The 15,409-nt window shown below is 56.1% G+C and carries 12 protein-coding genes; 11 read left to right on the forward strand and 1 reads right to left on the reverse strand.

What is annotated here, in order from left to right; all coding sequences use genetic code 11:
* The first annotated feature begins 2 nt into the window (after window positions 1-2).
* From murD to murB, 5 genes are read left to right on the forward strand one after another with little or no spacing between them, the layout of a single operon-like run.
* Window positions 3-1,412: a UDP-N-acetylmuramoyl-L-alanine--D-glutamate ligase gene (murD, locus tag BJF95_RS13850; RefSeq protein ID WP_075640012.1), complete on the forward strand. Its 1,410-nt coding sequence runs from the start codon at window positions 3-5 to the stop codon at window positions 1,410-1,412.
* Window position 1,413: 1 nt separating this feature from the next.
* On the forward strand, window positions 1,414-2,568 hold the full coding sequence (ftsW, locus tag BJF95_RS13855; RefSeq protein ID WP_075640013.1) for a putative lipid II flippase FtsW: 1,155 nt from the start codon (window positions 1,414-1,416) through the stop codon (window positions 2,566-2,568).
* Between the two features lie 3 nt (window positions 2,569-2,571).
* A complete protein-coding gene (gene murG, locus BJF95_RS13860) occupies window positions 2,572-3,660 on the forward strand; it encodes an undecaprenyldiphospho-muramoylpentapeptide beta-N-acetylglucosaminyltransferase (protein ID WP_075640014.1) in 1,089 nt (362 codons plus the stop codon).
* Between the two features lie 30 nt (window positions 3,661-3,690).
* A complete protein-coding gene (murC, locus tag BJF95_RS13865; protein WP_075640015.1) occupies window positions 3,691-5,106 on the forward strand; it encodes a UDP-N-acetylmuramate--L-alanine ligase in 1,416 nt (471 codons plus the stop codon).
* Complete coding sequence (gene murB / locus BJF95_RS13870) at window positions 5,103-6,077, forward strand: UDP-N-acetylmuramate dehydrogenase (protein WP_075640016.1); 975 nt, start codon at window positions 5,103-5,105, stop codon at window positions 6,075-6,077. The genes murC and murB overlap by 4 nt, the downstream gene beginning before the upstream one ends.
* A gap of 149 nt (window positions 6,078-6,226) precedes the next feature.
* Here the strand turns inward: murB and BJF95_RS13875 are convergent, their stop codons facing one another.
* The gene (locus tag BJF95_RS13875; RefSeq protein WP_075640017.1) at window positions 6,227-7,519 is read right to left on the reverse strand and encodes an MFS transporter; all 1,293 of its coding nucleotides are present in this window, start codon (window positions 7,517-7,519) and stop codon (window positions 6,227-6,229) included.
* A gap of 271 nt (window positions 7,520-7,790) precedes the next feature.
* On the opposite strand from BJF95_RS13875, the gene BJF95_RS13880 reads away from it, so the two are divergent.
* The 6 genes from BJF95_RS13880 to BJF95_RS13905 all read left to right on the forward strand — a co-directional run bounded on the left by BJF95_RS13880 (window position 7,791) and on the right by BJF95_RS13905 (window position 15,391).
* Complete coding sequence (locus BJF95_RS13880) at window positions 7,791-8,717, forward strand: D-alanine--D-alanine ligase (RefSeq protein ID WP_075640018.1); 927 nt, start codon at window positions 7,791-7,793, stop codon at window positions 8,715-8,717.
* Window positions 8,705-9,658, forward strand: coding sequence for a cell division protein FtsQ/DivIB (locus tag BJF95_RS13885; RefSeq protein WP_245297325.1), 954 nt, complete (start codon window positions 8,705-8,707; stop codon window positions 9,656-9,658). The genes BJF95_RS13880 and BJF95_RS13885 overlap by 13 nt, the downstream gene beginning before the upstream one ends.
* The gene (gene ftsA / locus BJF95_RS13890) at window positions 9,655-10,983 is read left to right on the forward strand and encodes a cell division protein FtsA (protein WP_075640020.1); all 1,329 of its coding nucleotides are present in this window, start codon (window positions 9,655-9,657) and stop codon (window positions 10,981-10,983) included. Before BJF95_RS13885 ends, ftsA begins: the two co-directional genes overlap by 4 nt.
* 107 nt (window positions 10,984-11,090) lie before the next feature.
* Window positions 11,091-12,857, forward strand: a complete 1,767-nt coding sequence (gene ftsZ, locus BJF95_RS13895; protein ID WP_075640350.1) for a cell division protein FtsZ — start codon at window positions 11,091-11,093, stop codon at window positions 12,855-12,857.
* Between the two features lie 473 nt (window positions 12,858-13,330).
* Window positions 13,331-14,287 carry a UDP-3-O-acyl-N-acetylglucosamine deacetylase gene (gene lpxC, locus BJF95_RS13900; protein WP_075640351.1) on the forward strand — a complete coding sequence of 319 codons (957 nt, stop codon included), beginning with the start codon at window positions 13,331-13,333 and terminating at the stop codon, window positions 14,285-14,287.
* Between the two features lie 231 nt (window positions 14,288-14,518).
* A complete protein-coding gene (locus tag BJF95_RS13905) occupies window positions 14,519-15,391 on the forward strand; it encodes an outer membrane protein assembly factor BamD (protein WP_075640021.1) in 873 nt (290 codons plus the stop codon).
* Window positions 15,392-15,409 lie beyond the last annotated feature (18 nt).

Consider the following 15,409-nt stretch of genomic DNA (forward strand, 5'->3'; position numbering starts at 1 on the left):
TCATGATTCCGGTCACCAGTTTCAAAAATCAAAAGCTTGCTCTGTTTGGCCTTGGCGGCTCCGGCTTTGCCACAGCACGAGCGCTGATTGCAGGTGGCGCGGATGTAACCGTTTGGGATGACAATCCCGACAGCGTGGAAAAAGCCCGCGCGGAGGGCTTGAAGGCCGAGGATCTGCGTGAGCTTGACTGGTCCGCTCTTGCGGCACTGATCTTGTCGCCCGGTGTGCCGCTGACCCACCCCAAACCGCACTGGACGGTGGAACTGGCTCATGTCGCCGGCGTTGCCATTATCGGCGATATTGAGTTGTTTGTGCGTGAGCGACGGTTGCGCTCACCCGATTGCCCGTTCATTGCCATCACTGGCACCAACGGCAAATCGACCACCACGGCGTTGATCGCGCATATCTTGCGCGCCAGTGGCCGCGATGTGCAAATGGGTGGCAATATCGGCACGGCGGTGCTGACGCTTGAGCCGCCTCAAGCCAAGCGCTTTTATGTGGTGGAATGCTCGTCTTATCAGATTGATCTTACCCCAACCATCAACCCCTCAGTTGGCATTGTGCTCAACCTGACCCCAGATCATCTGGATCGTCATGGCGATATGCAGCGCTATGCCGACATCAAGAACCGTCTTGTTGAGGGCAGTGATATTGCCATTGTCGGCGTCGATGACAGCTACACCCAGCGCATTGCCGAGCGTTTGGAAAATGCCAATCGTCAGGTTATTCGCATTTCCAAACATGAGCCGGTCAAGCAGGGTTTTTATAACGACGGCCACCGCATTTTTCTGGGAACAGAGCAGGGCGGTGCGCTTGTTGCGGACCTCAACGGTATTCCCACGCTGCGCGGCAGCCACAACGCCCAGAATGCGGCGGCAGCCATTGCGGCATGCCTTGCGGTGGGCTTGTCAGAAGATGAAGTGCGCTCCGGCCTTGCCTCGTTTGGTGGCTTGAAGCACCGCATGCAGCCTGTTGGGCGGCGCGGCAAGGTGGTGTTTGTCAATGATAGCAAGGCAACCAATGCGGAAGCCGCAGAGCCTGCGCTATCAAGCTATGATCGCATCTACTGGATTGCCGGTGGTGTGCCGAAAGTGGGTGGCATTGCCAGCCTTTCACCACTGTTTTCGCGCATTGCCAAAGCCTATCTGATTGGCGAGGCAGCACCGGCTTTTGCGGCAACGCTTGGCAATGATGTGCCGTTTGAAATGTCCGGCACCTTGGAGCAGGCGGTGCGCCATGCGGCGGTCGATGCCGAGGCCGATGGGGCGGAGGTGGCCGTGATGTTATCACCGGCTTGCGCAAGCTTCGATCAGTATAAGAATTTTGAAATGCGTGGCGATGCCTTTGTGGCGCTGGTCGCCGGTCTTAAAGATGTGACAATGCTGGTGCAACAGGTCTCAGGAGAGCAATGACATGGTAAGCCGCGCACAACGAGGCGCTTTGGCCGACTGGTTCTGGACCATAGACCGCGTTTTTCTGGTGTTATTCATTGTGCTTTTGGGCATTGGCTTCATGCTGTCTTTTGCGGCATCGCCAGCGGTTGCCGAGCGCATCGGGCTGGATAGCTTCCACTTCGTGCGCAGACAGGCGGCGTTTACCGTGCCGTGTCTGGCCACCATGATCGGCATTTCGTTTCTCACGCCCCGGCAGGTGCGCCGCGCCGCACTGCTGATCTTGCTTGCCTCCATCGCCATGATGATTTTGGCGCTGTTCTTTGGCCCGGAGGTCAAGGGTGCGCATCGCTGGATCAATTTTGGCAGCCTGTCCATTCAGCCATCCGAGTTCATGAAACCTGCCTTTGTGGTTGTCTGCGCCTGGCTATTTGCCGAGCACGCGCGCCAGCCGGATATTCCGGGCAATTTCTTTGCCATTTTGCTGTTCATGGTGGTGGTGGCGCTGTTGATGGTGCAGCCAGACTTTGGTCAGACGGTTTTGACCTCGGTGGTTTGGGGCGGCATGTTCTTCATGGCCGGCGTGCCATGGATTTTCATTGTTTTGCTGGCGGTTGGCGGTGGCGTTGGCTCAACCCTTGCCTATTACACCATGCCGCACGTTGCCGGTCGTATTGACCGCTTTTTGACCGGCGACGGCGATACCTTTCAGGTGGATACGGCACGCGAAGCGATTATTCGTGGCAACTGGTTTGGCGTGGGGCCGGGCGAAGGCATTGTCAAGCGCATCATTCCCGATGCCCATACCGACTTTATCTTCTCGGTTGCCGCTGAAGAATTCGGCATTGTCTTTTGCATGGTGCTGGTGGCCATCTTTGCTTTTCTGGTCATTCGTGGCCTGCGCCATGCGTTTCGTGAGAAAAACGACTTCAACCGTTTTGCTGTCGCCGGTCTGGTGCTGCAAATCGGTGTGCAGTCGATGATCAATATCGGCGTTAATCTCGAGCTTTTGCCTGCAAAGGGCATGACCTTGCCGCTGATTTCCTACGGTGGTTCTTCCATGGTGGCCATTGGCATTACCGCCGGTTTCATTCTGGCACTCACCCGCCATCGTCCCGAACAAAGATCTCAGGAGCGGCGGTTGTTCCGCTCGGTCCAAAGCGTTGCTGCGGAGTAAGTCATGTCCAGAGGTTTGATCCTTCTTGCCGCCGGTGGTACCGGCGGCCACGTTTTTCCAGCAGAAGCGCTGGCCCATGAATTGCAGGCCCGTGGATATAGCGTGCATCTGGTCACCGATAGTCGGGCCGAGCGTTATGCGGGCAAGTTTCCGGCCGATGCCATTCATGTCGTACCCTCGGCCACCATTGGCTCAAAGAACCCGATCAGCGTGTCAAAGGCTTTGCTGACGCTGTGGCGCGGCTATCGCACGGCGCGCAAATTGATTGCAAAGCTCAAGCCCAATGCGGTCATTGGCTTTGGTGGCTATCCCACCATTCCGCCTTTGCTGGCGGCTTGCGCGCTGAAAGTGCCGACCCTTATTCACGAGCAAAATGCGGTGATGGGCAGGGCCAATAAATTTCTGGCCTCACGCGTCAACAAGATTGCCGGTGGCTTTTTGCCAGCCGGTGGCGCTTATGCCGACAAAACAGTGGTGACGGGCAATCCCGTGCGGCCAGCGGTGCTGGCAGCCTCCGAGGTGGAGTATACATCATCGGGTGATGGCGATCCGTTTCAGCTGGTGGTGTTTGGCGGCAGCCAAGGTGCACAGCATTTTTCCAACACCGTGCCCGGTGCCATTTGCCTGCTGGATGATGTGCTGCGGGCGCGCCTTGTGGTGACCCAACAGGCGCGGCCAGAGGATGTGGCGCAGGTGAAAGGATGTTATGCCAAGCTGAAAGTTCCGGCCGACGTATCACCATTTTTTGGCGATATGGCGGATCGTATCGGCAAGGCCAATCTGGTGATTTCCCGGTCTGGCGCGTCCACTGTGTCGGAACTGGCGGTGATTGGTAGGCCCGCCATTTTGGTGCCCTATCCTTTTGCTCTGGATCATGATCAGGCGGCCAATGCGGCCACCATGGCAGGGCTTGGCGGCGCTGTGGTGGTGCCTCAGTCGCAAATGACACCGGAAAAGCTGGCAGCCAAGCTGAAAAGCTGGATGACCAGCCCGGAAAAAATGACCGAAATGGCCCAGGCTGCGGCCAAGGCGGGCCAACCGCAGGCGGCAGGCTTGCTTGCCGACGTGGTTGAGTCTATTGCCAGACATTGAATTGACTTCGATTTTGAGGGGAATGAACACATGAAGATGCCGCAAAGCATCGGTCTGGTCCACTTTATCGGGATCGGCGGAATCGGCATGAGCGGCATTGCGGAAGTGCTGCACAATCTTGGCCACCGCGTGCAAGGTTCTGATCAGGCCGATAGCGCCAATGTGCAGCGCCTGCGCGAAAAGGGCATTGAGGTTTTTGTTGGCCACAAGGCGGAAAACCTTGGCGATGCCGAAGTGATTGTGGTGTCCACGGCCATCAAGCAAAACAATCCCGAACTGGTTGCGGCGCGCGAAAAACTGCTGCCCATCGTGCGACGGGCCGAAATGCTGGCCGAGCTGATGCGTTTTCGCAATGCCATCGCCATTGGCGGCACCCATGGCAAAACCACCACGACCTCCATGGTGGCCGCACTGCTCGACGCTGGGCAGATGGACCCGACGGTGATCAACGGCGGTATCATCAACGCCTATGGCACCAACGCCCGCATGGGCGAGGGTGACTGGATGGTGGTGGAAGCCGACGAATCCGACGGCACCTTTTTGAAATTGCCTGCCGACGTGGCGGTGGTTACCAATATCGACCCCGAGCATCTCGATCATTACGGCACGTTTGATGCAGCCCGCGCGGCCTTTCGGCAGTTTGTAGAGAACGTGCCGTTTTACGGCTTTGGTGTGCTGTGCCTCGACCATCCCGAAGTGCAGGCACTGGTGAGCCGCATCGAAGACCGCAAGGTTGTCACCTATGGGGAAAACCCGCAGGCCGATGTGCGGTTTTCCAATGTGCGCATTGATGGCACGAAATCGATGTTTGATGTCGAGATCCGCCGTCGTCGCACGGGCCGGGTATTCAACTTCAAGGATTTGGTGGTGCCCATGCCGGGCCGCCATAACGTTTCCAACGCCTGCGCGGCCATTGCCGTTGCCAACCGGCTTGGCATTTCCGAAGAAGCCATCCGCAAGGGGCTTTCGTCGTTCAGTGGTGTCAAGCGGCGCTTCACCTTGACCGGCACGTGGAACGGCGTGCAGATTTTCGATGATTATGGTCACCACCCGGTTGAAATCAAAGCGGTGCTGAAAGCTGCGCGCGAAGCGTGCTCTGGCCGAATCATTGCAGTGCACCAACCGCACCGTTATTCGCGTCTTTCCAGTCTGTTTGATGATTTTGCCAATTGCTTTAACGATGCCAACAGCATTTTTATTTCGCCGGTCTATGCGGCGGGCGAGGACCCAATCGAAGGTTTTGACTCAGAAGCCCTTGTTTCTCGCATTAAATCGGGCGGCCATCGCGATGCGCGCACTTTAGCCTCGCCTGATCAGCTGGCTCAGGCAATATCAGCCATTGCGCAACCGGGTGATTTTGTGGTCCTCTTGGGGGCAGGAAATATCACGCACTGGGCAGCAGCACTGCCCAAGGAATTGGAAGCGCTTTCGGGAAAGTCGGAATGAAACAGGTCGATGGGGAAAAGTTGCTGGCTCGCTTGGGGCCGGGGGTCAGTGAGTTGCGGGGGCGCTTGACGCCGGATGCGCCAATGGACCGTGTTACGTGGTTTCAGGCTGGTGGTCTGGCCGAACTGATGTTCCAGCCGCACGACAAGGAAGACCTGATAACCTTTTTGGCGTTGCTGCCAGAAGATGTGCCTTTGACCGTGGTGGGCGTTGGCTCCAACCTGCTGGTGCGCGATGGCGGCATTCCGGGCGTGGTTGTGCGTCTGTCGGCCAAGGGCTTTGGCGGTCTTGATCTGGAAGGTGAAAACCGCATCCGTGCCGGTGCCATTTGCCCGGACAAGCACATTGCCGCGATGGCCATGGACAATAACATTGGCGGCTTTGCCTTTTACTATGGCATTCCCGGCTCGATTGGCGGTGCATTGAAAATGAACGCAGGTGCCAATGGCGGAGAAACCGCAGCACGCCTCATTGAGGTTGAAGCGGTGGATCGTCAGGGCAATATCCATGTGCTGTCCAACGCTGATATGGGCTACAGCTATCGCCATTCCTCTGCGCCGGAAGGTCTGATTTTCGTCAGTGGCCTGTTTGAGGGTTATAAGGACGAAAAATCCAAGATTCGTGGTGAAATGGATGCGGTGCGCCAGCACCGCGAAACCGTGCAGCCTGTGAAGGAAAAGACCGGCGGTTCAACCTTCAAGAACCCGGAAGGCCACTCGGCCTGGGAATTGATTGATGAAGCCGGTGGTCGTGGTTTGATGATCGGTGGCGCGCAAATGTCGTCGCTGCATTGCAACTTCATGATCAATACCGGGCAGGCGACGGCCTATGAGCTGGAATATCTGGGCGAGACCATTCGCCGTCAGGTGTTTGAAAATTCCGGCATCAAGCTGCAATGGGAAATCAAGCGTCTCGGCTTGTTTATGCCGGGTCGCGAGGTTGAGCCATTCCTGGGTGTCACCACCGAGTAATCGCGATGCAAACACATAAAAAAGCCCGCCAAGTCAGTGACTTGGCGGGCTTTTTTATTGTTCTGAATCTGATTCAATTGATTCAAGCTAAGCTCATTTCTTTCGCATTTCCGGACGCAAAACCGCGATGCACTTTTGCTGGAAACGCTTTAAACTTCACCCTTGCGCGAAGCCAGAATGCACAGCAGCGTGATCAATGCGGCCAGTCCCAGATAGTAGCCGACATAGGCCATGCCGTAATTGGCCTGAAGCCATGTCGCCGCGTAGGGTGCCAATGACGCGCCAACAATGCCTGCAAAATTGAAGGTCAGCGATGCACCGGTATAGCGCACATTGGTGGGGAAGGGTGCTGAGAGAGCCGCACCAATCAGCGCATAGGTCATGCCCATCAAGGCCATGGAGCCTGCGGCAAAAATGGCAACGCCGACTTCGCCACCGGCCAACAGCGCTGGCAGCAGGAAGGAGAAAGCACCAATCATCACGGTGATGCCGATCAGCGATTTGCGACGACCGATCTTATCGCCCACCTTGCCGGTGAGGGGGATGAAAATACCAAATACCACCGAGCTCATGATCTGGATTTCCAGAGCATCGAGGAAGGGCATCTGCAGCACTTTGATGTTGTAAGACAATAGCCAGGCCGTGCCGATGTAGAACAGCACGAAGGTGACCAGCGCCACAAATGTGCCAAGGAACAGGCTGCGCTTGTATTTGCCAAAGATTTCGGCAACCGGCACCGCCACCCGCTCATGGGCTTCCAAGGCTTTTTTGAAGGCGGGTGTCTCGGAGATCGAGAAGCGAACCCACAGACCAATGGCAATCAGCACTGTCGATGCGAGAAAAGGAACGCGCCAGCCCCAAGCCAGCAGGTCATCCTTCGACATCACATGCAGCAGCAGCCAGAAAATGCTCGATGACAGGAACAGGCCAACCGGAGCACCCAGCTGCGGGAACATGGCGTACCAGTTGCGCTTACCTTCTGGAGCGTTTTCGGTTGCCAGCAGCACTGCGCCACCCCATTCGCCACCAAGGCCAAAGCCCTGGCCAAATCGGCAGAGGGCCAGCAGCAGGGGAGCGTAAACGCCGATCTGTCCATAGGTTGGCAAAACGCCGATCACCACGGTGGAAATCCCCATGGTCAGCAGGGCTGCAACCAGTGTTGCCTTGCGCCCGATCCGGTCGCCGAAGTGGCCGAACACCACAGCACCCAAAGGCCTTGCAAAAAAGGCGATGGAGAATGTGGCAAAGGATGCCAACATTGCAGTCATCGGGTCACTGTTGGGGAAGAAAAGCACCGGAAAAACCAGCACGGCTGCGGTGGCATAGACGTAAAAATCGAAAAATTCGATCGTTGTGCCAACCAGACTCGCCGTCAGGACCCGTGCAGGAGAATTCAGTGCAGCGGGAGCAGGCGGCGACACATTGCGTATCGCATCGGTCATAATTCGTGTGTCCATTGAGAGTTTATAAAAGGTGAGTGGCGTTTAACGCAACTTTCTGTCTCAAGAAAGCGTTTTGCGGCAATTTTTCAAAATTGTGACGGTCCAATCTGGGTCTGCACGCCGAAGCCGAGCGCAGGAAGTTAATCAAAGTAAACGGTTCATTAACCTTAATCAGTCTTTATCTATGCAGGTGCCAGAGATCACGCGAATCAAGCCGCAACTCTGGCGCAAGATAGAACGGGTTCATTGTTGTTTCTCTTCGGGTGCGTGAATGTCTAAGAAGCATGTTGCTGTATTGATGGGTGGATTTTCCTCTGAAAGGCCAGTGAGCCTTGCCAGCGGCACCCCTTGTGCGGCGGCGCTTGAAGAGGAAGGCTATCGCGTGACCCGCGTAGATGTGTCGCGTAATGTGGCAAATGTGTTGCAAGAGCTGCGTCCTGATGTTGCTTTTAATGCGCTGCATGGCCCTTACGGCGAAGACGGCACCATTCAAGGTGTGCTGGAATATCTCGAAATTCCCTATACCCATTCAGGCGTTTTGGCGTCGGCACTGGCGATGGACAAGGTTCAGGCCAAGAAGGTGGCGGCCGCAGCAGGTATTCCTGTTGCTTTCGGCCGCAGCATGTCGCGCTTTGATATTGGCAATGTTCATCCGATCGAGCCGCCCTATGTGGTCAAGCCCGTGCGGGAAGGTTCCAGCTTTGGCGTGGTGATTGTCAAGGAAGATCAATCGCATCCACCGCAGGTGATTGGCTCCAGCGATTGGCGCTATGGCGATACGGTGATGGTGGAAAAATACGTGGCAGGGCGCGAGCTGACCTGCGGCGTGATGGATGGCAAGGCGCTGGCCGTGACCGAAATCATCGCCAAAGCCAATACATTCTATGATTATGACTCGAAATATGCGGCGGGTGGCTCCACACATATCATTCCGGCACAAATTTCACCGAAAATTTACCAAAAAATACAAGAATTGGCAGTCAAGGCGCATGAAGCAATCGGCTGCCGTGGCGTGAGCAGGTCTGACTTTCGCTATGACGACCGTTTCTCGGAAGATGGCGAGTTGATCTGGATGGAAGTGAACACCCAGCCCGGTATGACCCCTACATCCTTGCTGCCTGAAATGGCCATTCAATCTGGCCTGACGTTTGGTGAATTTGTCAGTTGGATCGTGGAGGACGCTTCGTGCTCACGTTAAGCGCCAAAAAATCAAAATCGAGAAAGCCCAAAGCGGATCGGTTTGCCAGTGCCAACCGAATCGCGGCGGGCGCAGAAGACGGCTCATTTGTTCTGCCACGGCCTGCGCGTCGGTTGGTGCGTTTCATTGTGTCGCTGTGCACCGGCAAGGTTGAGCTGCCACGGCACATTGGTAAGGCGTCGCTGGCAGCTTATGTGCTCGCCGTGGGCGGCTATGGTGTTGTGCATGGTGGCTATTGGCCGCAATTTTCCGAGACCATGACCTCAAGCGCAGGCTTTGCCGTTGATAACGTCAAGCTTGCGGGCAATGTGCATATTTCGGAAATCGATGTCTTGCAGTCGCTGGGTCTGGATGGCGCAACCTCGCTGGTGTCGCTTGACGTCGATGACGCGCGCCGCCGGGTTGCCAGCCTGCCATGGGTCGCATCCGTTGATATTCGCAAGGTCTATCCCCGGACCATCCTTTTGAACATCAAGGAGCGGAAGCCTTTTGGCATCTGGCAGCATGGCAGTGATCTGTCGTTGATCGAAGAGAATGGCAATATTATCGCGCCCCTGCGCGACAATAAATTTGCAAGTCTGCCGCTGTTTGTCGGGCGCGATGCCGATACCGATGCAAAAGACGTGATGGCCGAGTTTGCTGCATTTCCGCAGGTTGCTGCGCGTGTGAAGGCCTATGTGCGGGTTTCAAGCCGCCGTTGGGATCTTTATCTGGACAATGGCGTAACGGTGAAATTGCCAGAAGATGATGTGGGTGATGCCCTCAAGCGTCTGGTCCGCATGGAAACTGAACAGCAATTGCTGGAGCGCGATATTGCCGCCGTTGATCTGCGCCTTGCGGATCGGATGACGGTTGAACTGACGCCTGATGCCCTGGCCCGCCGCAACGCCGCTGTTGCGGCACGCACAAAAGCCATGGCGAAACTGGAGAAGGAAACATGAGTATTTTTGGCTCCTCCTCTCAAGGCCTGCCACGTATGAAGCCTTTGTCAAGCAAGCGGCATCATGTTGTATCCGTGCTGGATATTGGCTCCACCAAGGTTGTCTGCATGATCGGCCGGCTGTCGCCGCGCAAGGAAAGCGATGTGCTGCCGGGCCGCACCCATCATGTGGAAATTATTGGCATTGGTCATCAGCGCTCTCGTGGCATGAAGTCTGGTGTGATTTCTGATGTGGATGCGGTGGAAAGCGTTGTGCGCCTGGCTGTTGATGCCGCCGAGCGTATGGCTGGCCTTACCGTTGACAGCTTGATCGTGAATGTGTCTGCCGGTCGCATCGGCTCGGATGTTTACACCGCCACCATCGATCTGGGTGGTCAGGAAGTGCAGCGCGGAGATTTGAAACGCGTGTTGTCGGCCGCAAGCCAGCAATCCCAGCGCCGTGAGCGGGTGATTTTGCATGCCGTGCCAACCGGCTTTTCGCTGGATGGCGAGCGCGGCATTCTCGACCCACTTGGCATGTATGGCGATGCATTGGGTGTTGACATTCATGTGGTGACGGCTGAGCGCGCCGCAATGAAAAACCTCGAATTGTGCATCAACCGTGCCCATTTGACGGTGGAAGGTCTGGTTGCGACGCCTTACGCCAGCGGTCTTGCGGCTCTGGTGGATGATGAAGTCGAGCTTGGCTGTGCCGCTATCGACATGGGCGGCGGAACCACGACAATTTCGGTTTTTGCGCAAGGAAAATTGATCCATACGGACGCAATTGGCATTGGCGGTCATCATGTTACGACGGATCTGGCCCGTGGCCTGTCCACGCGCATTGAAGATGCGGAACGGCTGAAAGTGGTGCATGGATCGGCTTTCGCCAATGGCACGGAAGAGCGCGAAGTTGTTGCAATTCCGCCAATCGGCGAAGATGATCGCGATTTACCGACACAAGTTCCACGTTCTTTGCTGACGCGAATCATTCAAGCGCGTATTGAAGAGATTCTGGAGATGATTCGCGACCGCATCCATGCATCGGGCTTTAGCCCTGTGGTCGGTAAGCGGGTCGTTCTGACCGGAGGCGCAAGCCAGTTGACTGGCCTGCCGGAAGTTGCGCGGCGCATTCTTGCCCGTAACGTTCGGATTGGTCGGCCAATGGGGGTTTCGGGTCTGCCTGTGGCAGCCAAGGGACCGGCGTTTTCCACGGCGGTGGGTCTGATGATCTATCCGCAGGTGGCCGATCAGGAAATCGCTGTGGGCCATGGAGGTTTGTTCTCCTCTGGCACCGGCAACAGCCGCATGATGCGGGTAGGCCAATGGCTAAAAGAGAGTTTTTGAGAACCCGCGCCTTGACGGGACGAGAGCAGATTCAAGGCGCGTGATCTGAACATAGAGACGACATGGCTGGCGTGGCGATGCGGCCAGGGAAAGAAGGAACGGGTACAATGACCATTAATCTGAATAAGCCAGACATTACCGAGCTGAAGCCGCGCATCACCGTTTTTGGCGTCGGCGGCGGCGGCGGAAATGCCGTGAACAACATGATCACAGCTGGTCTCCAGGGTGTGGACTTTGTTGTGGCCAACACCGACGCTCAGGCGCTGAGCATGACCAAGGCAGACCGGATCATTCAGCTCGGTGCCAGTGTCACTGAAGGCCTTGGTGCCGGTTCACAGCCAGAAGTTGGCCGCGCTGCTGCCGAAGAATGCATCGATGAAATCATTGAGCACCTGCACGGCACCCACATGTGCTTTGTGACCGCCGGTATGGGCGGCGGCACCGGCACGGGGGCTGCTCCTGTTGTGGCGCAGGCTGCGCGCAACAAGGGCATCTTGACGGTTGGCGTTGTTACCAAGCCTTTCCATTTTGAAGGCGGTCGCCGCATGCGTCTGGCGGAAGCGGGCATTGATGCCTTGCAAAAGTCGGTTGACACGCTGATCGTGATCCCCAACCAGAACCTGTTCCGCATTGCCAACGACAAGACCACCTTTGCTGACGCTTTTGCCATGGCTGACCAGGTGCTCTATTCGGGTGTTGCCTGCATCACCGACCTGATGGTCAAGGAAGGCCTGATCAACCTCGACTTCGCCGACGTTCGCTCGGTGATGCGTGAGATGGGTCGCGCCATGATGGGCACCGGCGAAGCATCCGGCCCAGGCCGCGCGCTTCAGGCTGCGGAAGCCGCGATTGCCAACCCGCTGCTGGACGAAACCTCGATGAAGGGCGCACAGGGCCTGTTGATCTCCATCACCGGTGGTCGCGACCTGACGCTGTTCGAAGTCGATGAAGCCGCAACCCGCATCCGCGAAGAAGTCGATGCCGACGCCAACATCATCTTGGGTGCGACCTTCGACGAAGCGCTGGAAGGCCTGATCCGCGTGTCTGTTGTGGCAACCGGCATCGACCGTGCTGCCAATGCGCTGGAAGCCCGTGGTGCAGAAATGCGCAATATGGCTGCCAAGCCTTTGATCCGCCCGTCGGCCGCAATTGCTCCGGCTGCACCAGCTCCAACAATGGCTCCAGCACCTGTGATGGCGGCGGCACCTGTTGCTCCAGCACCAGCCGCTCAGCCTGCACGTGATGCCATTGCCGATCAGATCCGTGCGGCGGAAGCTGCTTTGGAGCGTGAACTCGGCTTGGCCATGACCCGTCAGGAAGCGCCTGCTCCTGTTGTTGAGCCTCAGCCAATGGCGGCAGCTCCGGTTGACGATTTCCGTCCACAGAGCAAGCTGTTCTCGTCCTTTGCAGCTCCTGAGCAGCCTGTTGCGCGTGCACCGGCTCCACAGCCTATGCAGCAGCCAGCACCGGCTCCGCAGCCTGCTCAATCGGCGTTCCGTCAGGAGCCAGTTGCCCCTGTGATGCGCCAGCCAGAGCCTGTTCGCATGCCAAAGGTTGAGGATTTCTCTCCTGTTGTGCAGGCCGAAATGGAACATCGTTCGCAAGGTCAGGCTGCTCAGGCTGCTGACGAGCGCGGTCCAATGGGTCTGCTGCGTCGCATCACCAGCTCGCTGGGTCGTCAGGATGAGGTGGCTGAAGTGGCTCCAGCTGCGCCAGCTCAGCCACAGCGCCGTCCATTGACGCCAGAGGCCAGTGTTTATGCACCGCGCCGTGGCAATCTCGACGACCAGGGCCGTCAGGTTCCACAGGCTCGCGCATCGCATGACGACGACCAGCTGGAAATCCCAGCCTTCCTGCGTCGCCAATCCAACTAATAGTGTCCAACGGATGCTGTTGAATTGATTTTTGCCGCAGTGCACAAGCTGTAAAAAAGCCCGGGTTGAAAAGCCCGGGCTTTTTCATTTGTATGATTCCGTGAAGTCAAACTCATCCTGTCCACCAAAGAGGTTACAGCGTCGCTGTATGCTCTCTTTGTCTTCCAGTGCTGTAAGATGAAATTATCCATTATATTGAGGATGTTAAGGTGACTTTCATGCCCACATCAGCCGGAAAATGCTGATTGTCACAAAATGTTCTCATCCACAGATTTTTCTAGGTTTTTCAGATGGATGTTTCGTAACAATCCGAAAGAAACATTGATTTGGAAAGTTAGGTTTCGAAACGTATATCCCTTTCAAATGATCGAGACTGCGACCCATCTTAAAACGGTACGTTGCTGTGTCGCACAATAGGTCACCCGGGTGTTTTGTGTTTTCGGGTGCCACGTGTTTTGAAAGGTAGAATGTCCATGGCAATCGGTTTGTTGAGCTTGCAGACGACCATCGCTCAGCCTGCGACCCTGAAGGGCATCGGTGTTCATTCCGGTCAGCCTGTGACCATGAGCTTTTTGCCAGCCGATGCCGATACCGGCATTGTCTTTCATCGCCTCCACGCCAATGGCTCTGTAACCGAGCTTCGCGCGGTGTCCTCGCAGGTGGGCAACACGGACCTCAGCACAGTGCTCGGTTTTTCGCCAGCCCATTGGGTGGCAACGGTTGAGCATGTGATGGCCGCGATTTATGCGCTGGGCCTCGACAATCTTATTGTTGAAGTCGATGGACCTGAAACGCCGGTGATGGATGGCAGTTCTGCCGTTTACATTGACGCTATCGAGCAGGCTGGCATTGTCAGCCTTGATGTCAAGCGCCGCTATATTCGGGTGGTCAAGCCTGTGCGTGTTGAAAATGGTGCGTCTTGGGCAGAGTTTCGTCCCTATGATGGCACGCGATTTGAAGTCGAGATCGATTTTGACTGCCCGTTGATTGGTCGCCAATCCTGGCAGGGCGATTTGACGGCTGAAAACTTCAAGCGTGAATTGTCGCGTGCCCGCACCTTTGGCTTCATGCGCGATGTTGAGCGGCTGTGGGCTGCGGGCCTCGCTCTTGGCTCCTCGCTCGAAAACTCGGTGGTGATCTCCGATGACGACAAGGTCGTCAATGTTGAAGGTCTGCGCTATCCGGATGAATTTGCCCGCCACAAGACATTGGATGCTGTGGGCGATCTGGCTTTGGCCGGTGCGCAGTTTATCGGCTCTTACCGCTCCTATCGCGGCGGCCACAAAATGAACTCCATGGCCTTGAAGGCTCTTTTGTCGGATGCCAGCGCCTATGAAGTGGTCGAAGCGCCGGGTGCGCCGCGCGGTCACGCACGGGCACGGGAATTCGTGGCGATCAATGCTCCCGGCTTTGCGCCTTGGACGGCCTGATCCGAATCATACGTGTTTTGAAGTGGCACCGTGAGGTGCCATTTTTATTTTGGGGCTTAAAATCGGGGCGCGCTTGGGCTTAAACATTGAATAAAACGTGGCAATTCGTTACCACGCCATAAAAATGCGTTAAATCATCAGCATTGCGTTGCCCTTATCTAGTCTTTATGGCTAAAAACGCCTAGCGGACGTGATGGCTTGTGAAGCGCCGCTGCAATTGGGATCTGTCGTATGAGTGAAGTGAAGTCTTCCATGGTTCATCAAACTGCACGTGTTGCGGCCATTTGCCTGTCTATCTTTGGAACTGCAGCGCTGCTCTCAGCCTGCGGCACGGATAAAGATATTGATATTACCAAGCTGGGCATGGAGACTGACCCACCGGAAATGCTTTATAATCAGGGCCTTGCCAATATCAAGGCAGGCAATCTTGCCGAAGCCGGTCGCAAGTTTGATGCGGTGGACAAGCAGAACCCGTTCTCGGACTGGTCGCAAAAGGCGCTCGTGATGAGCACGTTTGTGAAATACAGACAGAATAACTATTCGGAAGCGATCGCCACGGGCAATCGCTATATGACGCTTTATCCTTCCACGAAGGATTCGGCCTATGTGCAATATCTGATTGGCCTTTCAAACTGGCGCCAGATTGCCAGCGTCACGCAGGATCAGAAATTCTCGACCCGCACCATCGAAGCCATGAACAAAGTGGTGAAGAATTACCCGACATCGGAATATGTTGAGGATGCGCAGGCTAAGATTCGCTATGCGCGTGACCAGCTGGCCGGTAAGGAAATGCAGGTCGGTCGTTATTATCTGGAGCGCAAGGAATATCTGGCCGCCATTCAGCGCTTCCGCGTGGTGGTTGAGCAATATTCCAACACCAATCAGATCGAAGAAGCTTTGGCACGTCTGGTTGAAGCCTATTACGCCATGGGTGTGGTGGAAGAAGCGCAAACAGCGGCTGCCGTGCTGGGGCATAACTACCCTGACAGCAAATGGTACAAGGATAGCTACCAGCTGCTGAAAAAAGGTGGTGTATCGCCAAACGAATCCAAGGAATCCTGGATTTCCAAGGCAGGCAAGAAGCTGTTTGGCTCCGATTCCTAATCCCCTGTTCATCATCGT

The organism is Rhizobium oryziradicis (assembly GCF_001939045.1).
GTDB classification, from domain to species: domain Bacteria; phylum Pseudomonadota; class Alphaproteobacteria; order Rhizobiales; family Rhizobiaceae; genus Allorhizobium; species Allorhizobium oryziradicis.